At 73.1% G+C, this 23,334-nt stretch carries 16 protein-coding genes; 4 read left to right on the plus strand and 12 right to left on the minus strand.

What is annotated here, in order from left to right; translation table 11 throughout:
- The first annotated feature begins 93 nt into the window (after positions 1 to 93).
- Complete coding sequence (locus ACFYUY_RS13285; protein ID WP_360212856.1) at positions 94 to 711, plus strand: GNAT family N-acetyltransferase; 618 nt, start codon at positions 94 to 96, stop codon at positions 709 to 711.
- 134 nt (positions 712 to 845) lie between these two features.
- Here the strand turns inward: ACFYUY_RS13285 and trxA are convergent, their stop codons facing one another.
- The 7 genes from trxA to ACFYUY_RS13320 form a co-directional block, all read right to left on the minus strand.
- Positions 846 to 1,172, minus strand: a complete 327-nt coding sequence (trxA, locus tag ACFYUY_RS13290; protein WP_360212854.1) for a thioredoxin — start codon at positions 1,170 to 1,172, stop codon at positions 846 to 848.
- Positions 1,173 to 1,308: 136 nt separating this feature from the next.
- Entirely contained in the window at positions 1,309 to 2,274 is a 966-nt protein-coding gene (gene trxB, locus ACFYUY_RS13295; RefSeq protein ID WP_360212852.1) for a thioredoxin-disulfide reductase, read from the minus strand.
- Between the two features lie 250 nt (positions 2,275 to 2,524).
- Positions 2,525 to 3,469: a hypothetical protein gene (locus ACFYUY_RS13300; protein WP_387900515.1), complete on the minus strand. Its 945-nt coding sequence runs from the start codon at positions 3,467 to 3,469 to the stop codon at positions 2,525 to 2,527.
- Positions 3,466 to 4,185, minus strand: a complete 720-nt coding sequence (gene sigM / locus ACFYUY_RS13305) for an RNA polymerase sigma factor SigM (protein WP_360212848.1) — start codon at positions 4,183 to 4,185, stop codon at positions 3,466 to 3,468. The genes ACFYUY_RS13300 and sigM overlap by 4 nt, the downstream gene beginning before the upstream one ends.
- A 46-nt stretch (positions 4,186 to 4,231) precedes the next feature.
- Positions 4,232 to 6,205 carry a serine/threonine protein kinase gene (locus ACFYUY_RS13310; RefSeq protein WP_387900517.1) on the minus strand — a complete coding sequence of 658 codons (1,974 nt, stop codon included), beginning with the start codon at positions 6,203 to 6,205 and terminating at the stop codon, positions 4,232 to 4,234.
- Positions 6,206 to 6,510: 305 nt separating this feature from the next.
- Positions 6,511 to 8,976: a murein biosynthesis integral membrane protein MurJ gene (gene murJ, locus ACFYUY_RS13315; protein WP_387900519.1), complete on the minus strand. Its 2,466-nt coding sequence runs from the start codon at positions 8,974 to 8,976 to the stop codon at positions 6,511 to 6,513.
- A gap of 57 nt (positions 8,977 to 9,033) precedes the next feature.
- Positions 9,034 to 11,556, minus strand: coding sequence for a DUF6049 family protein (locus ACFYUY_RS13320; RefSeq protein ID WP_387900521.1), 2,523 nt, complete (start codon positions 11,554 to 11,556; stop codon positions 9,034 to 9,036).
- Positions 11,557 to 11,925: 369 nt separating this feature from the next.
- On the opposite strand from ACFYUY_RS13320, the gene ACFYUY_RS13325 reads away from it, so the two are divergent.
- Positions 11,926 to 13,332: a CCA tRNA nucleotidyltransferase gene (locus ACFYUY_RS13325; RefSeq protein WP_387900762.1), complete on the plus strand. Its 1,407-nt coding sequence runs from the start codon at positions 11,926 to 11,928 to the stop codon at positions 13,330 to 13,332.
- 60 nt (positions 13,333 to 13,392) lie between these two features.
- Here ACFYUY_RS13325 and ACFYUY_RS13330 read toward each other — a convergent pair whose 3' ends face one another.
- The 5 genes from ACFYUY_RS13330 to ACFYUY_RS13350 all read right to left on the minus strand — a co-directional run bounded on the left by ACFYUY_RS13330 (position 13,393) and on the right by ACFYUY_RS13350 (position 18,571).
- Positions 13,393 to 14,427 carry a hypothetical protein gene (locus ACFYUY_RS13330; RefSeq protein WP_387900523.1) on the minus strand — a complete coding sequence of 345 codons (1,035 nt, stop codon included), beginning with the start codon at positions 14,425 to 14,427 and terminating at the stop codon, positions 13,393 to 13,395.
- A 32-nt stretch (positions 14,428 to 14,459) separates the two neighbouring features.
- Entirely contained in the window at positions 14,460 to 15,092 is a 633-nt protein-coding gene (locus tag ACFYUY_RS13335; RefSeq protein ID WP_360212838.1) for a hypothetical protein, read from the minus strand.
- A 96-nt stretch (positions 15,093 to 15,188) separates the two neighbouring features.
- Positions 15,189 to 16,526 carry an MFS transporter gene (locus ACFYUY_RS13340; RefSeq protein ID WP_360212836.1) on the minus strand — a complete coding sequence of 446 codons (1,338 nt, stop codon included), beginning with the start codon at positions 16,524 to 16,526 and terminating at the stop codon, positions 15,189 to 15,191.
- 134 nt (positions 16,527 to 16,660) lie between these two features.
- Positions 16,661 to 17,743: an inositol-3-phosphate synthase gene (locus tag ACFYUY_RS13345; protein WP_313764715.1), complete on the minus strand. Its 1,083-nt coding sequence runs from the start codon at positions 17,741 to 17,743 to the stop codon at positions 16,661 to 16,663.
- A 126-nt stretch (positions 17,744 to 17,869) separates the two neighbouring features.
- Positions 17,870 to 18,571, minus strand: a complete 702-nt coding sequence (locus tag ACFYUY_RS13350) for a PadR family transcriptional regulator (protein WP_360212834.1) — start codon at positions 18,569 to 18,571, stop codon at positions 17,870 to 17,872.
- 353 nt (positions 18,572 to 18,924) lie between these two features.
- Between ACFYUY_RS13350 and ACFYUY_RS13355 the strand changes: the two genes are divergently transcribed.
- Positions 18,925 to 21,591: a transglycosylase domain-containing protein gene (locus tag ACFYUY_RS13355; protein ID WP_387900525.1), complete on the plus strand. Its 2,667-nt coding sequence runs from the start codon at positions 18,925 to 18,927 to the stop codon at positions 21,589 to 21,591.
- A 157-nt stretch (positions 21,592 to 21,748) separates the two neighbouring features.
- Complete coding sequence (locus ACFYUY_RS13360; RefSeq protein ID WP_360212831.1) at positions 21,749 to 23,326, plus strand: glycosyltransferase 87 family protein; 1,578 nt, start codon at positions 21,749 to 21,751, stop codon at positions 23,324 to 23,326.
- The last annotated feature ends 8 nt before the right edge of the window (positions 23,327 to 23,334 follow it).

Raw genomic sequence — 23,334 nt, forward strand, 5'->3', positions numbered from 1 at the left:
GTCCCACGTGAGCGCCGTTTCACGTGAAACACGCACCCGTCGGCGTTTCCGGAGGCATGCTCGACCCGTGACGTGGAGGAGGAGGTGCGGGGCATGGGACGCCGGATCGCTCCGCTGACGCTGGACAACCTCGCCGACCTGCCGACCACCTGCCGCTCCTGCGTGTTCTGGGAGCTGGACCCGGTCAGCGGGCGGGCGGCGGTGGAGTCCGGAAAGCCGGAGCCGGAGAAGGAGGGCTGGATCTCCGCGGTCCTGCTGGAGTGGGGGTCCTGCGGCCGGATCGTCTACGTGGACGACCAGCCGGCCGGCTTCGTGCTCTACGCGCCGCCCGCCTACGTCCCGCGGTCGCAGTCCTTCCCGACCAGTCCGGTGTCACCGGACGCCGTTCAGCTGATGGTCAGCCGGGTGCTGCCGGGGTACCAGCGGCAGGGGCTCGGCCGGGTGCTGGTGCAGACGGTGGCCAAGGACCTGCTGGGCCGCGGGGTGCGGGCGATCGAGGCCTTCGGCTCGGCCGGGCCCGATCCGGTCAGCTGCGTGTTGCCGGCCGACCACCTGCTCGCGGTCGGCTTCAAGACCGTCCGGCCGCACCACCGCTACCCGCGGCTGCGGCTGGAGGCGCGCTCCACGGTCTCCTGGAGGGGCGACGTGGAGGGGGCGCTGGAGCGCCTGCTCGGGGGAGCGCGCAAGGAGCCGGCACTGCGACCGTTCTGACGCCGCCCGGGGCCCTCACCGGGCCCGGGGGCGGAGCCGGGAAGGGCCGGTACGACAGCGGCGGGGCCGGAACGACGACGGCGGGGCTCCCCGGGTGGGGAGCCCCGCCGTCGTGCGGTCGTCGACCGGTGGACCTAGATGAGGCCGTCCAGCTCGCGCAGCAGCGCGGCCTTCGGACGGGCACCGGTGATGGACTTCACCGGCTCGCCGCCCTTGTAGAGGATCAGGGTCGGGATTGAGATCACGCCGTACTGGGCGGCGGTCGCCTGGTTGGCGTCCACGTCCAGCTTGGCGATGGTCAGCTTGTCGCCGTGCTCGGCCGCGATCTCGTCGAGGATCGGGGCGACCTGGCGGCACGGGCCGCACCAGGTGGCCCAGAAGTCGACCAGGACGGGCTTGTCGCTGTCCAGGACGTCGGCCTTGAACGTCGCGTCGGTGACGGTGGTGGTGGCGCCGGCCACGGGAACTCCTCGGGTTCGGACGGAGGGGGGCTGCTGCCGGGTCAACAACGGGTGGGCCCGTTCTGTTTCCGCCCGGCGGGGCGGGGGTGTTCCACGTGGAACACCCCCGCGGGGGGATCGGTCGGTGGCGAGGGGGTCAGACCGCGACGGCGGCGGCCTTGGCCTCCAGGTCGTCCAGCGCGGCGAGGTAGCGCTCGGCGTCCAGGGCGGCGGAGCATCCGGTGCCGGAGGCCGTGATGGCCTGGCGGTAGGTGTGGTCCACGACGTCGCCGGCGCCGAAGACGCCCGGGACGTTGGTCCGGGTGGAGGGGGCCTCGACCTTGAGGTAGCCCTCGGCGTCGAGGTCCAGCTGGCCCTTGAAGAGCTCGGTGCGCGGGTCGTGGCCGATCGCGATGAACAGGCCGGTGACGGGCAGCTCGCGGGTCTCGCCCGTGGTGGTGTCGCGCAGGGTGACGCCGGTCAGCTTCGGGTCGCCGTGGATGGCCTCGACCGCGCTGTCCCACTCGAAGCGGATCTTCTCGTCGGCGAAGGCGCGCTCCTGCATCGCCTTGGAGGCGCGCAGGGTGTCCCGGCGGTGGATGATCGTGACGCTCTTGGCGAAGCGGGAGAGGAAGGTCGCCTCCTCCAGGGCGGTGTCGCCGCCGCCGACCACCGCGATGTCCTGGTCGCGGAAGAAGAAGCCGTCGCAGGTGGCGCACCAGGAGACGCCGCGCCCGGAGAGCCGGTCCTCGTTCGGCAGGTCCAGCTTGCGGTGCTGGGAGCCGGTGGTGACGATCACGGCGCGCGCCTTGTGGACGTTGCCCTCGGAGTCGGTGACGGTCTTGACGTCACCGGTGAGGTCGACGGCGACGATGTCGTCCGGGATCAGCTCGGCGCCGAAGCGCTCGGCCTGCGCCCGCATGTTGTCCATCAGCTCGGGGCCCATGATGCCGTCCCGGAAGCCCGGGAAGTTCTCGACTTCGGTGGTGTTCATCAGCGCGCCGCCGGCGGTGACGGCGCCCTCGAAGACCAGCGGCTTGAGGGAGGCCCGGGCCGTGTAGAGCGCGGCCGTGTAGCCGGCCGGGCCGGAACCGATGATGATCACGTTACGGACGTCGCTCACTGCATCTCCTGGTTCGCATCGCGACCCGCGCTAGGTGCGGGGAGGGCGGTCCTGCTCCGCCGCCCGGGACAACGACTGACCAGTGTCTCGCATTCCCAGGCGGATCAGTACCAGGTGCCCGCACTGTGGGAGCGGCGTGCCGCCCCGGTCGTCGATCGCATGGGAACCGCCGGGCAGCTGCCGGGCCGGGGCGGGCAGGCGCCGTGACCGGGGCCGTGACCGGGCGCGGTGGCAGCGGGGCGGAGCGGGGTCAGCGGATCGGGACGGTGCGCTGCAGGACGACCGGGCCGCAGTCGGGGGAGCGCAGGTAGACGTCGGCGAAGCCGGGCCGACCGGGTGACGGGTAGACCAGGAGGTCCACCGGGGCGCCCGCGTAGCTGCCGTGGTCGGTGGCCAGCGGGGTGCCCGCCGCGGGGGCCGGGCAGCCGGACGGGGAGGCGGAGCCGGAGCCCTGGGCGGGGAGCTCCTGCTGCCCCTCGGCGGGCAGCTCGGCGGAGGGCTTGCCCGGCCCGCTCGGGAGCAGGCCGGGGGCGCTGCCGGAGCCGGCCAGCAGCTGCTGGACCTGTGCGGCGAGCTGGTCCTCCCGGTAGACCGGCCCGGCGCTCGCGGCGTGGCCGCTGCGGGGGCTCTGCGGGGCGGCGGTCGTCGCGGGGCCCGCGGCGGTGACGCTCGGGCCCCGGTCGGCCCGGTCGGAGGGCAGCAACAGGGCTGCGCCCAGGCCGATCGCGGCCAGTGCGGCGGCCGCGCCGAGCAGCAGGCGGGCCCGCCGCCGGCGCCGGGTCCGGGGCCGGCCCGGGCCGGTGGGCGCGGCGGACCGGGCGGGCGGCGCCGGCCGGGCCGCGGCGGACGGCGTGGCGGACGGTGCCGCGGGGGGCGTCGTGGAAGGGGCCGCCGGGGTGGCGCGGTGGGCGTCCGGCCGGGCTGTCCGTGCCGGGTCGGCGGCGGCCACGGCCAGCGCGGCGTCCAGCCGGGCGGCGACGTCGGCGGGCATCGGCGGGGCCTCGACGGCACCCAGCAGCGCCTGGACCTCGCCCAGCGCCTCGACCGTCCCGCGGCACTCGGCGCAGCCGTCCAGGTGCCGCTGCAGGGCCTCGGCGACGTCGGCGGACTCGACCAGTCCTTCCGCGAGGTCGGCGAGCTCGTCGATCTCGGGGTGGGCTCCGGCGGGCCCGGAGGAGGAGAGGTGGGCCGTCATCGCGTGCTCGCGTCCCCTTCCAGAATCGTCCGGCCGGTGCCGGGGCCTGTCCCTGTGACGGTGCGGGGGCCCGTCGGGTTCCCCGGGGCGCCGCGCCGGGGTGGCGGGGCCGAGCTCGGACCGTCCGGTGTTTCACGTGAAACGTCCGGCCCGCCCGCGTTCTCCCGCAGGTGGCGGACGAGCGGGAGCAGCCGGGCCCGGCCGCGCGCGCAGCGGCTCTTCACGGTGCCCACCGGGACGCCCAGCAGCTCGGCGGCCTCGGCCACCGGGTAGCCCTGCATGTCGACCAGGACCAGCGCGGCCCGCTGCTCGGCGGGCAGTTCGGCGAGCGCCGCGGTCACCTCGCGGTGCACCTCGGCCCGGACCACCGGCGAGTCGGCCGGCTCCGAGGCGCCGACCAGGGTGTCCAGGCGCTGCGGGTCCTCGTCGAGCGGGGTGGTGCGCCGGGTGGCGCTGCGCCGGGCCCGGTCCAGGCAGGCGTTGACCACGATCCGGTGCAGCCAGGTGGTGACGGCCGAGCGCCCCTGGAAGCCGGGGGCGGCGCGGAAGGCGGAGACCAGGGCGTCCTGGAGGGCGTCGGCGGCCTCCTCGCGGTCGCCGAGGGTGCGCAGTGCGACCGCCCAGAGGCGGTCCCGGTGGCGGTTCACCAGGAGGCCGAAGGCCTCCCGGTCCCCGGCGACGTGCCGGGCGAGCAGCGCCGCGTCGTCGTCCGCCACTGTCACCCCTTGCCCCCTGCCGTAGTCGCGCTGCGCGGGCGTGCGGTCAGCCGAAGACCTTGACCTCGGCGATCTGCCCGCGCCACTTGCCTTCCGTATCCTTCGGCAGACTGGTCAGCCAGATCAAGAGATAACGCGTGTTCGCCGGGTTGCCCAGGGTGAAGTCGGCCGTGGTGCCGGACTGCTTGTCGAGCACCGTGAAGGCCTCGGGCTGGGCCCCGGTCGGGTTGGCGGCGGCCTGGGCACCGGGGATCCGGAGCTCGGCCGTGGTGGTGCCGACGAACTGGACGCTCACCGAGCTGACCGACTGCTGCGAGCCCAGGTCGATGAGCAGGCCGGTGCCGTCCTTGAGCGGGGGCTTGGGACCGAAGGGGTCGAAGTACTGCTTGGTCGACCAGGCCGTGGTCGGGTCGCCGTCGAAGGCCTTCGGCAGCAGGTAGGTCGACTCCGGGGAGTCGCCCCGGGGGTTGTAGGAGATCGCTTCCTTGACGGGGATCGGCGTCGGTGCGTGCGTCGCCTTCTGGGCCGTCGGCGCGGCGCTGCTGGCGGTGGGCAGCGGGGAGGCCACGGCGCCGTTGTTGTTGCGCATGGCGTCGACGAACTGCCACGAGGCGAGGCCGATGGCGCCCAGCGCGACCGTCCAGGCGGTGGCCTTGACCACCCGGCGCAGCCGCCGCCGGGTGCGGCGGGCGGCGGTCGGCCGGGAGGAGGGCGGCAGCGGGGCGACCGCCGGGTCGGCGACCCGGGAGGGGTTGGGCGCGGTGGGCAGGGAGTGGGTGTTGTGCCGGGGCGGGGCCGGGTAGGCGGGCAGCTCCGGCTCGGGCTGACGGATCCGGGGCATCAGCGAGATCGCCCGGGCCAGCTCCTCCGGGGTGGTGATCGGCGCGGCGTGGTGCGGCGGGTGGTCGAACAGGGCCCTGGCGGCGAGCTCGGACAGGCCCTTGTGGACGCCGGCCCGGACCTGGTCCGGCGCGACGTTCTGGAGGCCCTTGGGGAGCCCCTGGAGGTCGTAGCGGTCCTCGGGGTAGGGCCAGCGGTGGGTGAGCGCGGCGAACAGCAGCGCGCCGATCGCACGGGTGTCGGCGCGCTGGGCGTCGTCGGTGTCGTCGTCGGCGGGGAGCCCGCGCAGCGCGGCGTCCACGGCGATGCCGTTGATCCGGTACTGGCCGCTGTCGGTGCGCAGCACGCAGCGCGGGGTGAGCCGCAGGTGGGCCTGGCCGCGCCGGTGGGCGGCCGCGACGGCGTCGGTGACCTGGCGGACCATCTGGTACGCCTCGTGCGGCTCCATCGGGCCGTCGGCGAGCAGCTTGGCCAGGTCGGAGGCGTGCGGCAGCCACTCCCGCACGACGTAGACCAGCTCGCCCTCCTGGACGGCGTCCAGGACCTGCACGAAGCGCGGGTCGCCCAGCAGGGCCGCGGACTTGGCGGCGGCCAGCACCTTGCGCGCCCGCTGGTGCCCGGAGGCCATCAGGTGGACGCCGACGGCGCGGCGCAGCTTCTCGTCGACGGCGCGCCAGCTGCTGAAGGTCTCGGTCTGGGAGATGCACTCCTCCAGCCGGTACCGGTGGCCGATCATGTCGCCGCTGTGCCGCAGCGGCGCGGGGAGGGTGCGGGGGAGGGTGGCGGTGTCGCGCGGGTCGACGGTGGGCTGCGGGTCGGTGGGGCGGCGCCGGGCGGCGGCCGGTTCGGCGGGGGCGGGCTTGCTCCGGGGGGTGCCGGCGGCCAGTTCGGCGGCGATCTCCCGGACGGAGAGCGGAGCGGTGATCTCCGAGGTCTCCTCCCCGGCGGGGGCGGCCGGGCTGTCCGGCCCGTCGTCCGAGTCGTCCGGGGCGTCGTCCGAGGCCGTGTCGCCGGCCTCCCGGTCGGTGCCCGCGGGGGAGTCCGGGGAGGGGGCGTCGGCGGCGCCCGCCGGGGCGGTCTTCCCGCCCGCGAGCCGGTCGATCGCCGCGGCCAGTGCGGCCTCGTCCGCCGCCGCGTCAGCTGCTGACGTGTCGACGACCGCCTTGGTGCCATCAGCCACCGTGGTCCTGCCTCCCCTTGTGTCGCCCCGGCCTGAGAGAGTCGCTGGAGCCCGCGGGTTGGGGGCCCCGTGCTCCAGGACAATTGTGCCCACTCTTCTCCACCGAGTACGACCTCTGAGGGGTCCGCTCGGTTGCACGATGGTGGAGAGATGTGGTGCAGATCCGACACCGGGCCGCCATCTCGCGGGCCCGGTGGGGCGGGGTGCGGAGGGCGGACCGACGGCGGCCGGACGGGCGGCGGGGGCGGTGCCCCCGGTTGACGCCCGGTCAGGGCGCCCGCTCGTCCGGCCGGTTGGTGCGACGGTCAGCGGCCCAGTCGGCCGCGGACCATGCCGAGCATGGCGTTGAGTTCCTCGATCCGCAGGCGTTTCGCGATGAACACAAAAACCACCATCTGGAGACCGCCGGCCAGCAGCACCGAGAGCACGCTGCCCGACCAGCCGCCGAGCACCCGCTGCACCGCCAGGCTGACGCCGAGGCCGATCACCGCGGCCGGCACGCAGGCGGCGGCCAGCCGGCTGTAGGTCTTGCCGATCCGCTTGGTGTCCAGGCCGCCGATCTTCTTCTTCAGCTTCGGCAGCGCGACCGTGACGCCGACCGCGTAGGCCAGGCCGTAGCCGAAGGCCATGCCGATCACGGTCCACTGGGCGGGCAGGGCGAACCAGCAGACGAGCGAGAAGCCGGCCTGGCAGACCGCCACCCAGACGGTGTTGGAGAACGGCGTGCGGGTGTCCTCGTAGGCGTAGAAGCCGCGCAGCATCACGTACTGGGCCGAGTACGGGATCAGCCCGAGCGCGAAGGCCGAGAGCATCAGGCCGACGTTGGTCGCGTCGTCCAGGGCCGTCGTGCTGCCGCCGACCGCGTAGATCGTGCGGCCGATCGCCGGGCCGAGCGACAGGAACAGGAAGGCGCCCGGGACGACCGCCACCGCGGTGGTGCGCAGCCCGTACGACAGGTCGTCGCGGACGGCGCCGGCGTCCTCGTCGGCCGCCGCCCGGGAGAGCCGCGGGAGCACCGCGCTCATGATCGAGACGGTGATGACGGCCTGCGGGAGCTGCCAGATCAGCAGGGCGTTGGAGAAGGCCGAGAGGCCGACACCGCCGTGGCCGCTCTTCTCCGCGGCGCTTCCGGCGGCGGTGGCCAGCTGGGTGATCACCAGGTAGCCGGCCTGGTTGGCGAGCACGAAGAAGAAGGTCCACTTGGCCAGCCGGGCGGCCTTGCCCAGGCCGTGGCCGCGCCAGTCGAAGCGGGGCCGGAAGCGGAACTCGGCGGCCCGCAGGTACGGGATCATCGCCAGGGACTGGACGACGAGGCCGAGCAGGGTGCCGAGGCCGAGCAGCCGGACGCCCTCGGGGGAGATCGTCTCGGGGGTCACCTGGGTGCCGCCGAAGCCGCCGTACACCCAGATGTAGGCGCCGAAGGTGAAGATCACCACGACGTTGTTGAGGACCGGGGTCCACATCATCGCGCCGAACCGGCCGCGGGCGTTCAGGATCTGGCCCATCACGACGTGGACGCCCATGAAGAAGATCGTGGGCAGGCAGTACCGGGCCAGCGCCACCGTGGTGTCGGCGCGGGCCGCGTTCTCCATCATCGGGTGCGCGATCAGCTGCACCAGGAGGGGCGCCCCGAGCACGGCCAGGAAGGCCACGCCGCCGAGTCCGACCATCACCAGGGTGAGCAGCCGGTTGGCGTAGGCGGTGCCGCCGTCCTCGTCGTTCTTCATGCTGCGCACCAGCTGCGGCACGAACACCGCGTTCAGCGCGCCGCCGCCGATCAGGATGTACAGCAGGGTCGGCAGGGTGTTCGCGGCGTTGTACGAGTCACCCATCGTGACGACGCCGATGGCCGCGGTGATCACCATGGTGCGGACGAAGCCGGTGCCGCGGGAGACCAGCGTGCCCGCCGCCATGATCGCGCTGGAGTTGAGCAGGTTGGCGACCTTGCCGCCGCCGGCCGCCGGGGCGGGAGCGGTCGTCTGCGCCTGCTGCGCGGCGTGCTCCTCGGCGACGATGTCCGCCAGCGGCTCCACCGCCGGCGGCACCGCGACGGCGGCCACCTGCATGGTGGCCTCCTCCTCGGAGAGCGGCGGGTCGAACTCGATCGGGGGCACGAAGGGGCGGTGACCGTCCGGTCCGCCGTGCGGCGGCTGCTGCCCCGGGTAGCCGCCCGCCGGCGGGTACGGCGCGGGGGCGGTCGGCGGCGTGCCGAAGGGCGGCACGTGGCCGGCCGACGGGGCCGCCGACGGGGCCGGGGCGGGCTGGGGCGCCGGCGGCTGGGCGGCCGCCGGCGCCTGGGGCGCGCCGAACAGCGCGTCCACGCCGACGTACTCGGTGGTCTCGCTGTCCCAGGCCGAGTGCGCGGGGCCGGGCTCCCACTGCGGCCGGGGCTGCTCGGCGGCACCCCAGCGGTCGCCGCCGGCCGGGGCGTGCGGCTCCTGCCAGGCGGGCTGCGCAGGGGTGTCCCAGCCGGGCTGCACGGGCGGCACGGGGGCCGTGAACGGCGCCGGCGCCACCGGCGTCGGGTAGCCGCCGCCCTGCGGCGGCAGCTGCGGCGGAACGTCGTACGCGGTGGCCTGCGGCTGCGGTGCGGCGGGCCGGTCGGCCCGCAGGCCGTACGGGTCAGGACCGTCCTGCGGGTTGCCGTACGCGTCGGCCGCGTACGGGTCCTGGGCGTAGGTGTCGGCCACGTACCAGTCGCCGGACGGCGACTCGGCACCCGGCCGGCTCTCACCGCGGCCCGGGGGCCGCTCCTCGCTGCGCCCGGTCATGTCACCTCTTCGCTGTCGTGGGGGAGGCCGGCCCGGCGTTGCGGGGGGTCGGCGGTATCAAGGACCAACCTTCTCATCACTGGCGGCCCGATCCCGGCCATCCGCGCTGCTGCCGCGCGGTGTCCGCGCCGGCCCGTCACCGGTGGTGTCCTGGTCGGCGGCGTCCTCCGGGCGGCCCCCGGCTCCGGATCCGGCGCCGGTACCGTCCGCGGCGTCGTCCGCGGTCCCGTCCCCGGCCGGCTCCCGGGCGGCGCCGGCCGCCGGGCCCTCCACCGGCTGGTCGCCGTCGGCGTGCGGCTGCCCGGCGCGCCGCTTGCGCTGGCGGACGAAGCGCAGCGCGGCCAGCAGCAGCAGGACGGCGGCGCCCGCGAAGACGTAGAGCACCCCGTTGGTCACCGAGGTGACCTCGACCCGGAAGTTCTGCTCGTCGCCGTACTTCTCCGCGTTGGGGCCGGTGGTCCACAGCTGGGCGGTCATGGTGACCGGCCCGTTGTTGTGGGCCTCGGCCTGGAAGCGGAGGGTGATGCTGGCCGAGGCGGGGATGACCAGCTGCTCCTCGGTCTTCACCTTCAGCCGGTTCGGCTGGGTGGAGGTGAGCACCAGCTTGAGGTTGGTGACCGGCTGGGTGAGGTCGTTGCGGACGCTGACCTGCAGCAGGCCGGTGTCGCCGGAGAGGGTGACCGCGCTCTTCTGCGGCACCCGGACGGCCTCGATCAGTTCGTTCAGGTACACGGCGACGCCGGCGCGGTAGGCCGCCCCGGACGGTGCCTCGGCGCGCCACTCGGTGGACAGCGAGCGGACCATCGCGGCGCTGAAGGGGCCGCGCACCCGCTGCGGCAGGGTGAGCACCCGCATCAGCATGTCCAGGTTGTGCTGGATCCCGTCGGTGCTGGTCAGGGCTGCGGCGGGGAGTTCCGAGGCACGGGCCCGGGTCGGGTAGTCGGTGGCGGGGGGCACGGCCGTGGTGGCCTTCTGGTCCGCCGGGCCCTGGGCCAGGGTGTCCAGCTTGACCGGCGCCAGCCACTTGTCGGACGCCGCGGACAGGGCGCTCGCCAGCGCCTTGGCGGTGTTCACGGTCAGGTCGCGCGGCGGCATCACCAGCAGTCCGCGCTGGTTCTGCGGCTGCTCGTGGGTGATCGTGTAGGTCTCGGCGAGGAAGCGCTGGACGGCCAGGGTCTGCGCCTGCGGGGTGCCGAGGTCGCCCTGGAACAGCCCGGAGACCGTCTCGTCGGCGACCACCGCGTTCTGCCCGTTGCCGATCGGCCGCACCGCGGACGGCGTGTAGGTCATCGAGTCCGGCTCCGGCATGCTCGCGCCGTTGACCAGGACCAGGCCGCTGCCGGACTGCTGGGCGACGCCGGCGATCTGCTGGTCCAGGTAGCCCTGGTACGGCCAGGCCACGTCCGAGCGGGTGTCCACGGACAGCCGGCCCTCGACGGTCAGCCGGCCGGCGGTCGCCGCCTTGCCCAGGGCGGTGCCCATGCCGGCCAGGTCCGCGCCGTTGTGCGCGATCGAGGCGAGGTCCGGGTCGGCGTACGGCAGTGACACCACCTGGGAGCCCTGCTTGGCGACGGCCGCCCGCAGCTTGTCCAGCCAGGCCGTGGCGGCCGCGGAGCCGGTGCCGAGGAAGGTGTTGTCCTCCTTGGCGGGCTTGCCGTCGGCGCCCGGCTTCTGCACCCGGTACGGCTTGGTCATCGCGAAGGCGGTGTCCAGCAGGTCCGGGTCGACCACCCAGGTCAGCCCGTTCAGCTTGGCGCCGGTGTCCACCAGCTCGTATAGCCGGCCGCCCGGGGCGAACTCGGCGGCCAGGCTGTCGTCCCGCAGCACCGGGACGGTCTGGTCGTTCTCGGCGTAGGTCTGCGCGGCCAGGACGGGCGCGTGCACCAGCGGCCAGAGCGTGGTGACCCTGGTCGGCTGGGCCTCGGCGGCGCCGCCCGGGTTGTACGGCAGGAAGGTCCGGGCGATGCCCAGGGCGCGCTCGCGCGGGTTGTCCGCGGTGGCGCCCCAGGCGTCCACCGCGAGCTCGTAGACGCCGCTCTCGGACATCCCGAGCTCGTTCACCGCGACGCCCAGGGTGTACGGCTGGCTCTGACCGGGGCCGAGCGGGGGCAGGGCGAACTGCGGGCTGTCCAGCTCCACGCCGTCCTGACCGGTCGGGACGGTCCGGCCGGCCACCAGGGACAGGTCGTTGCGCCGCTGCAGCGGCTTGCCCGAGTTGGGTTTGCGGACGGCCGCGTGGGCGTCCTTGAGCGCCGCCTTGCCGGCGTTGGTGACGTGCCCGGTGATGGTGACCACGCCGTTCGGGGCGGCCACCTGCGGCGTCATCGACTCGATGGTCATCACCACCGGGGACTCGGCCGAGACGCCGCTGTCCGCGGCCGGCCGGACGTTGCCGCCCGCGGGCAGCGCGGTGGCCGGGGCGGCCGCCGCGAACAGGGTCAGGGCGGCCCCGCAGGCGGCGGCGAGCCGACGGGCCGCGCGGCGCGCGCGCGTCCCGGGCCCGCGCCCCCCGGCGGGGTCGTCGGCCCGTCCAGACTGTCGGTGCGCCCCCAGGCCCGAGTGCCGTGCCGGCTCACTCACTCGTTCCGCCCTCGCCGTTCTCGATCGCTCGCTGCTGATGCTGTTCGCATGACGCTCTTCGCCTGACGCTCTTCGCCGCGTTGGTGCCGCGGATGCCCGACCGGTCCGGCGCTCTGCTCCGCCGGTCGCGGTGGCACGCGACACCGCATCCCCAGTCCGGTGCCCGAACCCGTCCACCGGCATGGTAACGATGCAGCCCGGGATGCAGTGTTGCGGGCCTTGGGGTGAGACGCCCAAAACGCGCGGGCGGTTGACCTTCCGGGGCACGTACCCTTGTGAGCCGTGTCCACTGCCAATGAGTCCACCCCGCGCACCGACCGTTCCAGCACCGCCGTGCAGGCCGTCCCAGGCCTGAGCGAGGCCCAGACGATGGGGCTGCAAGAGCTGCTGCGGGTGTCGCCGGTCGCCGACGAGATCGCCCGCCGGTTCCAGGCGGCCGGTCACCGGCTGGCCCTGGTCGGCGGCTCGGTGCGGGACGCCCTGCTCGGCCGGCTCGGCAACGACCTGGACTTCACCACGGACGCCCGCCCGGAGCAGGTGCTGAAGCTGGTCAGGGGCTGGGCGGACGCGGTCTGGGACGTCGGCATCGCCTTCGGCACCGTGGGCGCCCGCAAGGACACCCCCCAGGGCTCCTTCCTGATCGAGATCACCACCTACCGCTGCGAGGCGTACGACCGGACGTCCCGCAAGCCCGAGGTCACCTACGGCGACACCATCGAGGAGGACCTGGTCCGCCGGGACTTCACGGTCAACGCGATGGCGGTCGACCTGCCCGGCCGCGGCTTCGTGGACCCGCACCACGGCCTGGAGGACCTGGAGGCCCGGGTGCTGCGCACCCCCGCCACCCCCGAGGAGTCCTTCTCCGACGACCCGCTGCGGATGATGCGCGCGGCCCGGTTCGCCGCCCAGCTCGACTTCGACCCGGCCCCCGAGGTCGTCGCGGCGATGACCGCGATGGCCGAGCGGATCGCCATCGTCTCCGCCGAGCGGGTCCAGGCCGAGCTGAACAAGCTGCTGCTCGCCAAGCACCCGGTCAAGGGCCTGCGGCTGCTGGTCGACACCGGCCTGGCCGACCACGTGCTGCCCGAGCTGCCCGCGCTGCGGCTGGAGCGCGACGAGCACCACCGGCACAAGGACGTCTACGAGCACTCGCTGACCGTCCTGGAGCAGGCCGTCGACCTGGAGCAGGAGGGCCCGGACCTCACCCTGCGGCTGGCCGCGCTGCTGCACGACATCGGCAAGCCGCGCACCCGCCGGTTCGAGTCGGACGGCCGGGTCTCCTTCCACCACCACGAGGTGGTCGGCGCGAAGATGACCCGCAAGCGGATGCGCGAGCTCAAGTACTCCAAGGAGCTCACCGAGGACGTCTCGCGCCTGGTCGAGCTGCACCTGCGCTTCCACGGCTACGGCGGCGGCGAGTGGACGGACTCCGCGGTGCGCCGCTACGTCACCGACGCCGGCCCGCTCCTGGAGCGCCTGCACAAGCTCACCCGCTCCGACTGCACCACCCGCAACCGCAAGAAGGCCGCGGCGCTGTCGCGCACCTACGACGGCCTGGAGGAGCGGATCACCGAGCTCAAGGCGCGGGAGGAGCTGGACGCCGTCCGCCCGGCGCTGGACGGCAACCAGATCATGGAGCTGCTCGACCTCAAGCCCGGGCCGCAGGTCGGCAGGGCCTACAAGCACATGCTCGAGCTCCGGCTGGAGCACGGCCCGATGGAGCACGACGAGGCGGTCGCCGCGCTGCGCGCCTGGTGGGCGGCGCAGCAGGGCTGAGCACGCCGGAGGGGGCGGCCCCGGCCTCGGCCGGAGCCGCCCCCTCCGGGCGGGTGCCCGTCAGCCGTTGACGCTCTGCAGGCAGAGCACGTAGCTCAGCGCCGTCAGGTTGGAGTAGGTGCGGGTGTAGGTGCTGTCCGACTTCGGCTGCTTCTCGCAGACCTTGTCGTCGGAGGTGGCGAAGTACTTCCAGACCACCTTGTACTGGGCGCGGGAGTCGCTGCAGGGCAGCATGGTGATCTTCGGGCTGGCGTCGTGGGTGGCGCCGGTGCCGTTCTCGTTGCGCAGGCAGTCGCCGATCTTGGCGTCGTCGATGCCGTCCGGAGTGGCGCTGGGGGTGGCCACCGGCGGGAGCGTGAACGTCGGCGTGGGCACCGGCCGCGGGGTGTACGTCGGCAGCGGCGGCGGCGAGAAGGTGGTCACCGGGGGCACCGTCACCGTGGGCACCGAGACCGGCGTGACCGGGTCGTCCTTCTTGGGGCCGAGCACCCCGGTGGCGGCCAGCACGATCGTCAGGACCAGCGACAGCGGCAGCAGCAGCGCCAGCATGTGCGGCCGCCGGGTCAGCGGGACGCCGGGGTCGAGCTGCGGTCCGTGGCTGCCCGGGACGGGGTACGGCAGCTGCTTCACCCGGCCGTTGGGGATCAGGTTCAGCAGCAGGGTGATCGGGGCCAGCAGCACCGAGACCGGGCTCCACCAGCCCTGGACCAGGGTGCGGGCGGACATGTCGCGCACCGTCGCCGTCCCGCAGGTGCGGCAGAACGGGCCGGACATCCGCAGCATCCGGTAGGCCAGGACCAGGCCCTGGTGGCCGCGGACGGTGGTGTCCACGGCCGGGAATCCGCCGCAGAAGCGGCAGGTGGGCCCGTCCTGCGGCCCGGGCTGCGGGTACCCGTAGCCGTAGCCGGGCGCGGACTGCTGGGGGTAGCCGTACGCCTGGTCGGGCGGCGGCGGGGCGGCCGGGTAGCCGTAGCCGGGCGGGCCCGACGGCGGGGGCGGCGGAGTCGGCTGGCCGTACGGGTTACCGGTGGCGTACGGGTTGCCGTCGTTGGGCGGCTGCGCGCCGTACGGCATCTGGGGCGGCGGAACGGACAAGAGGTCCCCCGGGGACGGTGGTGGCGGAGAGGTCAGGACTTCCCGACCGGCGGGGTGCCGGTGCGGGCCAGCGGGCCGAGGCAGAGCACGTACCGCTTCTTGTTCCAGCGGCGTCCGCTCTTGCCCGACACGGCACTGGTGGTCTGCGGCGTCTGCTTGCAGCGGTTCACGTCGGTGGTGTTGTCGAACGTCGACAGGACGCGGTAATTCGCTTTGGAGTCAGTGCACTTGGCGATCTCGACGTCGCGTGAACCGCTCACCTTGACGCAGTCGCCGGGCTTGGCGCTGCTGACGCTCGGACCGCTCACGAAGTAGCCGACGGCCAGGGCGATGCAGCCGCCGACCAGCCCGACGGCCTTCAGCTTGGCCTTGGTCCCGCGCTTCTTGGCGGGTGCCGCGGGGGCCTGGCCGGCCGGTCCGGGCTGCGGGTACCCGTAGGGCCCGGCGGGGGGCTGCTGCCCGTACGGCGGCTGGGCGCCGGGCTGCGGCGGGCCGTACCCCGGGGGCGGCCCGTAGCCGGGCGCGGGCTGCGGCGGGGCCGGCTGCGGGTACCCGTACGGCCCCGCGGGCGGCTGCTGTCCGTACCCGGGCTGCGGCGGCCCGTAGGCCGGCTGAGGCTGGCCGTACGCCGGCGGCGGCCCGTACGGGTTGGGCGGTGTGCTCATCAGTTCGTCCCCCGAGACCGAGTGCTGTCGCTCCGACAGGTCTGACGTACCTTAGCGACTCGCTCGGACGCCGTCGGTCCCGAGGGCCCGGGGGGGTCAGGAGGACGGGCCGCCGGGGAGGGGCTCGTCCCGCCGGGCGGCGCGCAGGTAGAGGGCCGCGGAGATCGCGTACACCGCGGACACCCCGCCGACCACCGCGACCGAGCGGCCGGACAGCGGCAGCACCAGCGCGGTGACCAGGGCGGCCGCCACGAAGGCCACGTTGAACAGCACGTCGTAGATGGCGAACACCCGGCCGCGGTACTCGTCCTCGACCGACTCCTGGACCACCGTGTCGGCACAGATCTTGGTGCCCTGGGTGACCACCCCGAGCAGCAGCGCCGCGACCAGGCAGGGCACCAGGGAGAAGCTCAGGCCGAGCGCCGGGACGAAGACCACCGGCGCCGCGAGGCAGACCGTCATCCAGCCGGCCAGCCCGAGCCGGCGGGTGCACCAGGGGCTGATCACCGCGGCGATGAAGAACCCGGCGGCGGAGAGGCCGACCGCCTGGCCGAGGGTGACCAGCCCGGCCGCGCTGTCGGCCGGGTCGTTGAAGGTGTAGCGGGCGAGCATCACCACGACCACGATCAGCACGCCGTAGCAGAACCGGGCCGCGGTGACGGCCGCCAGCGCGTGGACGGCGGGCCGGCAGTCCCGGGCCAGGTGGCGGACGGCGGCACCGAGCTCGACGGCGGCCCGGACCAGGGCCTGGCCGAGCGCGGGCCGGTCCCCGTGCTGCTCCGGGCCGAGCAGGTCGCGGTCCATCCGGCGGGCGGCCAGCGCGGCCGACAGGTAGAGCAGCGAGGCCACCGTCACCAGCGCTGCGTCCGCCCGCGGCCCCGGGGCCATCACCTGGTGCAGCAGGAAGCCGATGCCGCCGCCGGAGGCCGCGGCGACCGTGCCCAGGGTGGGGGAGAGGGCGTTGGCGGTCACCAGCCGGTCCTGCTCCACCACCCGGGGGAGGGCGGCGGACAGGCCGGCCAGGATGAACCGGTTGAGCGCGGTCACCAGCAGCGCCGAGGCGAAGAACAGCCAGGTCGGCGCCTCCGCCAGCAGCAGTGCGCCGGTGCCCAGCCCGAGCCCGAAGCGGGCCAGGTTGCCGTAGTAGAGGACCTGGCGGCGGCGCCAGCGGTCCAGCAGCACGCCGGCGAACGGGCCGATCACCGAGAACGGCAGCAGCATCACGGCCAGCACCGAGGCGATGTCGGCGGGGGAGGACTGCTTCTCCGGGGAGAACACGACGTAGGCGGCGAGCGAGACCTGGAAGACGCCGTCCGAGAGCTGGGAGAGCACCCGGGCGGTCAGCAGCCGCCGGAAGTCCCGGCCGCGCAGGAGACCGAGGAGCGTGGCACGGTGCGGGGACTGGTGGGTGCTGCCGTTCTCGGTGATCGCCACCCGCTCAGGGTGCCATGGATCCGTCCGTTGTTTCACGTGAAACATCGGCCGGGAAACGGTGAAGGGCCCACGATCCGGTGATCGTGGGCCCTTCGGAGCCGCTACGGGCGGTCACCCGCGGTGCAGCTCAGCGCTCAGCGCTCGACCTCGCCGCGGATGAACTTCTCGACGTTCTCCTTGGCCTCGTCGTCGAAGTACTGGACCGGCGGGGACTTCATGAAGTACGAGGAGGCCGACAGGATCGGGCCGCCGATGCCGCGGTCCTTGGCGATCTTCGCGGCGCGCACGGCGTCGATGATGACACCGGCCGAGTTCGGGGAGTCCCAGACCTCGAGCTTGTACTCCAGGTTCAGCGGGACGTCGCCGAACGCGCGACCCTCGAGGCGGACGTACGCCCACTTGCGGTCGTCCAGCCACGCCACGTAGTCCGAGGGGCCGATGTGGACGTTCTTGGCGCCCAGCTCGCGGTCGCGGATCTGCGAGGTGACGGCCTGCGTCTTGGAGATCTTCTTGGACTCCAGGCGCTCGCGCTCGAGCATGTTCTTGAAGTCCATGTTGCCGCCGACGTTCAGCTGCATGGTGCGCTCGAGGATGACACCGCGGTCCTCGAACAGCTTGGCCATCACGCGGTGCGTGATGGTGGCGCCGACCTGGGACTTGATGTCGTCACCGACGATCGGCACGCCGGCCTCGGTGAACTTGTCCGCCCACTCCTTGGTGCCCGCGATGAACACCGGCAGGGCGTTCACGAAGGCGACCTTGGCGTCGATGGCGCACTGCGCGTAGAACTTGGCCGCGGCCTCGGAACCCACGGGCAGGTAGCAGACCAGGACGTCGACCTGCTGGTCCTTGAGGACCTGGACGACGTCGACCGGGGCCTCGTCGGACTCCTCGATGGTCTCCAGGTAGTACTTGCCCAGGCCGTCGAGGGTGTGGCCGCGCTGGACGGTGACGCCGGTCGGCGGCACGTCGCAGATCTTGATGGTGTTGTTCTCGCTGTTGCCGATGGCGTCGGCCAGGTCGAAGCCGACCTTCTTGGCGTCGACGTCGAACGCCGCGACGAACTCCACGTCACGGACGTGGTAGTCGCCGAACTGGACGTGCATCAGCCCGGGGACCTTGCCGGCCGGGTCGGCGTCCTTGTAGTACTCGACACCCTGCACCAGCGACGCGGCGCAGTTGCCCACGCCCACGATGGCTACGCGAACCGAACCCATTCCGGTTGCTCCCTGTGATCTCATGAGCACCGCCGGGGTCGACGGCACTCGTCCTGCTTCTTCGATGACTGCTTGTACGGGCGCGAGGCGCCCACTCCTGCCGCGCGGCACGGGGCTGGCGCGGTGTCAGCGCTCCTGGGCGGAGCGCCCCGGGCGGTCGTACGGTGGCCCGGGCGGGTCCAGGGACCCTTCCTCCTGGCCACGGCCGTCCGAAGTCCTGTGGGGTGCGGCGGTGGTGCCGCCGCCGGTGGCGGGCCCGGTCCGGCCGGTGCGGTTGGCCCGCTCGGTCTCGATCAGCTCGTTGAGCCAGCGGACCTCGCGCTCCACCGATTCCAGTCCGTGCCGCTGCAGCTCGACGGTGTAGTCGTCGAACCGCTCGCGGGCCCGGGCCAGCGAGTTGCGCATCTTCTCCAGACGCTCCTCCAGCCGGCTGCGCCGCCCCTCCAGGACGCGCATCCGCACGGCCCGGTCGGTCTGGCCGAAGAACGCGAAGTGGACGCCGAAGTGCTCGTCCTCCCAGGCGTCCGGCCCGGAGTCGGCGAGCAGCTCCTCGAACCGCTGCTTGCCCTCGGGGGAGAGCCGGTAGACGGTCTTGGACCGCTTGCCGTTGAGCGCGGTGGCCGGGACGTACTCGACGTCCGGGTTGTCCTCGACCAGGAAACCCTGGGCGACCAGGCTCTTCAGGCACGGGTAGAGCGTTCCGTAGGAGAACGCCCGCAGCGTGCCGAGCAGGACGTTGAGGCGTTTGCGCAGCTCGTAGCCGTGCATCGGTGCGTCGTGGAGCAGGCCGAGAACGGCGAACTCCAACACTCCTGAGCGCCTGCCCACTGCCGTCGTCCTCCTCCCTCTCGACCCTCGCCCGGCCGCTGCATCGGGCGGTATGCCGTCTCGATGTATCGGCTCGATATATCGAGAACAGTAAACCGGGCCCTCGAAAGGGGCAAGGGGGGCACGCGTGAATGTGATCACAAGCCGACGCGCGGGGGAGATTGGCAACGGGCGTGTAATGATCTGTTGCCGTTTTGCGGTTATTGGCGACTGATGCCCGATTAGTTGCGATTCTCTGCTGCGTACGCTGTCGCGTGTGCACGAGGACCACCTCCGGGGTTAGGGCGGTTGGCGGGCATCGGACGTGAACCCTGCCTTCAGGCTGGAACCGCCTGGCGAGGAGTGGCTGCAACATGAGCGAACGACGGCGAAGGACGCCCGACCCGGGCGGTGACGGGCAGCAGCCCCCGGGTGGCGGTGGCCGTCAGGGCGGACCCGGCCGTGACGAGCTGAGCTCGGACGGGATCGGCCGCCGGCGCCCTCCGGGCGTCCGGGAGACCGCCCAGCAGCCCCGGATGGGTCGCGCCGAGATGCGCAAGGCCGCGCAGAAGGGCGGCAAGGGGGGTCGCCGCGGTGCCGCCGCGGCCTCGGCCTCGGCCGCTGCCGCCGCCGGCCCCGGGAAGAAGCGCTTCATCGACTACCCGCGGTTCGGCAAGACCGGCGTGCGGCGCTGGCTGCCCTCCTGGAAGCAGTGGCTGACCGCGTTCCTGACGGTCTTCGCCGCCTGCGTCGGCGTCGTGTTCTACCTCTACCAGACCACCGAGATCCCGCAGCTCAAGGACCTGGTCAAGGATCAGAACACCATCTACTACTGGGCCGACGGCACGGAGATGACCCGCAAGGGCGACACCAACCGCCAGATCGTCGAGCTCGCCGACATCAGCCCCACCCTGCAGAACGCCGTCATCGCCGCGGAGAACGAGACCTTCCGCACCGACAGCGGCGTCGACCCCAAGGGCATGCTGCGCGCCGTCTACAACATGGCGAAGGGCGGGGAGACCCAGGGCGCCTCGACGATCACCCAGCAGTACGTCAAGAACGCCTACCTGAGCCAGGAGCAGACCCTGACCCGCAAGGTCAGGGAGTTCTTCATCACGCTGAAGATCAATCAGAAGATGGAGAAGCCCGACATCCTGAAGGGCTACCTCAACACCAGCTGGTTCGGCCGCAACGCCAACGGCGCGCAGGCCGCCGCCCAGGCGTACTACGGCGTCAACGCCAAGGACCTCAACCTCTGCCAGAGCGCCATGCTGGCCGGGCTGCTGAAGGGCGCGAACTACTACGACCCCACCAAGGCCGCCAACCGCCAGCGCGCCGAGGACCGCTGGAAGTGGATCCTCGACCGGATGGTGGAGACCAAGAACGCCACGGCGGAGGAGCGGGCGAAGTGCACCACCTTCCCGGACCCGGTCCCGCTGAAGCCCAGCTCCAACATGAACGGTGAGGTCAGCTACCTGGTCGACACCGCCAACAAGTACGTGATGGCCACCGACAAGACGATCACCCAGCAGATGATCGACAAGGGCGGCCTGAAGATCTACACCACGTTCGAGAAGGACAAGGTCGACGCCCTGAAGAAGGCCGTCGACGACGTCAAGAACGAGAACCTCAACCTGCAGAAGCGCCCCGACCAGGACAAGTGGGTGCAGTTCGGCTCCGCCAGCATCCGCCCGGGCGACGGTGCGATCGTCGCCCTGTACGGCGGCGACGGCGTGGAGAACGGCCACTTCGACAACAACGCCGACGCCATCGGCGTCCAGGTCGGCTCGACCTTCAAGCCCTTCGTGCTGGCCACCGCGATGCAGGTCGGCGTCCAGACGGCCACCGACGACAAGGGCAAGCCGAAGCGGATCAACGCCGACAGCCGCTACCTCTCCGACGACATGTCCGAGATCCGCAAGCCCGACGGCTCGCTGGTGATCGGCGACGACGGCAAGCCCTACCGGCAGAAGAACGAGGACAGCGGCAAGCGCGGCTACGTCTCGCTGCGGCAGGCCATGCAGTGGTCGTACAACGTGCCGTTCGTCCAGCTCAACCAGGACGTCGGCGGCCAGAACGTGGCCAACATCGCCGAGCAGATGGGCATCAAGAAGGAGAGCTTCGCCGACCCGAAGACCCCGACCTTCGCCCTCGGCACCTCCACCATCAGCCCGATCCGGATGGCCACCGCCTACGGCACGCTGGCGGCCAGCGGCAAGGAGTCCGAGCCCTACTCGGTCACCAAGGTCGAGGTGGACGGCAGGGAGCGCGCGGGCTTCGGCAAGAAGGACGCCAAGGTGGCGCTGGAGCCGGCCGTCGCGGACAACGTCACCGACGTGCTGGTGAACGTGGCCAAGAACGGTACGGGTAGCAAGAGCAACGCGCTGGGCCGCCCGGTGGCCGGCAAGACCGGTACCACCGACCAGAACAAGTCGGCCTGGTGGGTCGGCTACACCCCGCAGCTGGTCACCAGCGTCGCGATGTGGCGCGAGGACCCGACCAAGCACGAGCGGCTGTCGCTCAACGGCACCGGCGGCAAGGAGTCCATCCACGGTGGTGACATCCCGACCGACGTCTTCACCCGGTACATGAAGGCCGCCCTGGCCAACGAGAAGAAGATGGACTTCCCGACCCCGCAGCCCGTCGGCACCGAGGTGGACTCCTCCGGCGCCCCGAGCACGGCGTCCCCGACGGCCTCGCCGACGATGACCGACACCCCGACGGCCCCGCCGACCCAGCAGCCCGGCCCGACCCAGACGCAGCCGGCCGGCGGCAACAACCCGCCGCAGCCGCCCGTGCCCACCCAGGGCGGCGGGAACTGCGTCCCGGGCGTGGACTGCCCGGCCCCGCAGCCGACCCAGACGCAGCCGACCAAGACCCACCCCGGTCCGACGAACACCTGCATCCTGCCCGGCCTGTGCAACTCGACCCAGCCCACGACGACGCCGACCGACCCCCCCACCACCACGACGTCGCCGACCAAGTCGGGCAAGCCCACCAGCACCCCGGGAGGCGGCGGCCAGGTCGCCCCGGCGGGCTGATCCACCTCCCGTCGAACGGGCGAACGGCGGCGGCGGTCCTCTGCGGAGGGCCGCCGCCGCCGTTTCGTCATGATTCGCCGCCGACCGCCGCGGCCGCGGCCGCACCGGAACGGGGTCCTCCTCGTCCCGGTCGGGCCGGTGCGGCAGGATGTCCGGCATGACGTCGAGCGATCGTGACGAATCCGCCGCCCCGGTCGGGACCGGCGACGCCGCAGGGCCGGCCCAGCCCGCCGTCGGCACGGCCGCCCCGCCGGCCAACACCGTGGTCGTCCCGGCCGACGAGGACCCGGTGGCGGCGGCCGGCAGCGAGGTGATCGGCGGCCCGCCCGGCCGCCGGGCGCTGCTGGGCGTCTCCTGGTGGATCCCGGCGCGCTTCCTGGCGCTGGCGGTGATCGTGGTCTCGGTGCTCGGGATGCTGCAGAAGGCGCCCTGCTACCAGCAGGCCTGGTTCCAGCCGGGTTCGCCGCAGTACATCCACGCCTGCTACAGCGACATCCCGCACCTGTTCTCCGGCCGCGGCTTCTCGGCCGGGCTGCACCCCTACGTGGACCGCATCCCGGGCACCTCCGGAGACCTCCAGTACCTCGAGTACCCGGTGCTCACCGGGCTGTTCATGCAGCTGGCGGCCTGGCTGACGCCGGGCGGCGGCACCCAGCAGAGCCAGGAGCAGTGGTTCTGGGCGATCAACGCCGGGATGCTGATGGCCTGCGCCGTGGTGGCCGTGGTGGCGCTCTCGCGCACCCACCGCCGGCGCCCGTGGGACGCCCTGCTGTTCGCGCTGGCCCCCGTGCTGCTGCTGAACGGCACGGTCAACTGGGACCTGCTCGCGGTCGCGCTGGCCGCCGTGGCGATGGCCTGGTGGGCCGGCTCCCGGCCCGGCTGGGCGGGCGTCTTCATCGGCCTGGCCACCGCGGCCAAGCTCTACCCGGTGCTGCTGCTGGGCCCGCTGCTGGTGCTCTGCTGGCGGACCGGGAAGTGGCGCGAGTTCCGCGCGGCGCTGGGTGGCGCGCTCGGCGCCTGGCTGGTCGTCAACCTGCCGATCATGATCGCCAACTGGCAGGGCTGGTCGACCTTCTACGTCTTCAGCAAGCACCGCGCCGAGGACTACGGCTCGTTCTGGGTGATCCTGATGCAGAACCGCGGGGCGGGCCTGGCCGACCTCGACCTCTACATCGGCGTGCTGATGGTGCTGGGCTGCCTGGCCGTCACGTGGCTGACGCTCTCGGCGCCGCGCCGCCCGCGCTTCGCGCAGCTGGCCTTCCTGGTGGTCGCCCTGTTCGTCCTGGTCAACAAGGTGTACTCGCCGCAGTACGCGCTCTGGCTGCTGCCGCTCGCGGTGCTGGCCCGGCCGCGCTGGCGGGACTTCCTGGTCTGGCAGGCCTGCGAGGTGCTCTACACCCTGGGCATCTGGTCCTACCTGGGCTTCGTCACCGGGCCCAAGCAGCACGGCATCGGCGAGGCCTGGTACCAGTTCGCGGTCGTGCTGCACCTGCTGGGGACGCTCTACCTGGTCGTCATGGTGGTCCGCGACGTCCTGCTGCCGGACCGCGACCCGGTGCGCTGGGACGGCACCGACGACCCGTCCGGCGGCGTGTTCGACCGCGCCCCGGACGCCTTCGTGCTCGGCACCGCCCGCCGGCTGCGCGAGGAGGAGAGCTACGCCGGGTACGCGCCGGCCGGCGCCGAGCAGTGGCTCGGTGAGCCGCAGCTGCTGGAGCCGGCCGACAAGCCGTAGGCCCCGCC

Source organism: Kitasatospora sp. NPDC004745 (genome assembly GCF_042873275.1).
In the GTDB taxonomy this organism is placed as follows: domain Bacteria; phylum Actinomycetota; class Actinomycetes; order Streptomycetales; family Streptomycetaceae; genus Kitasatospora.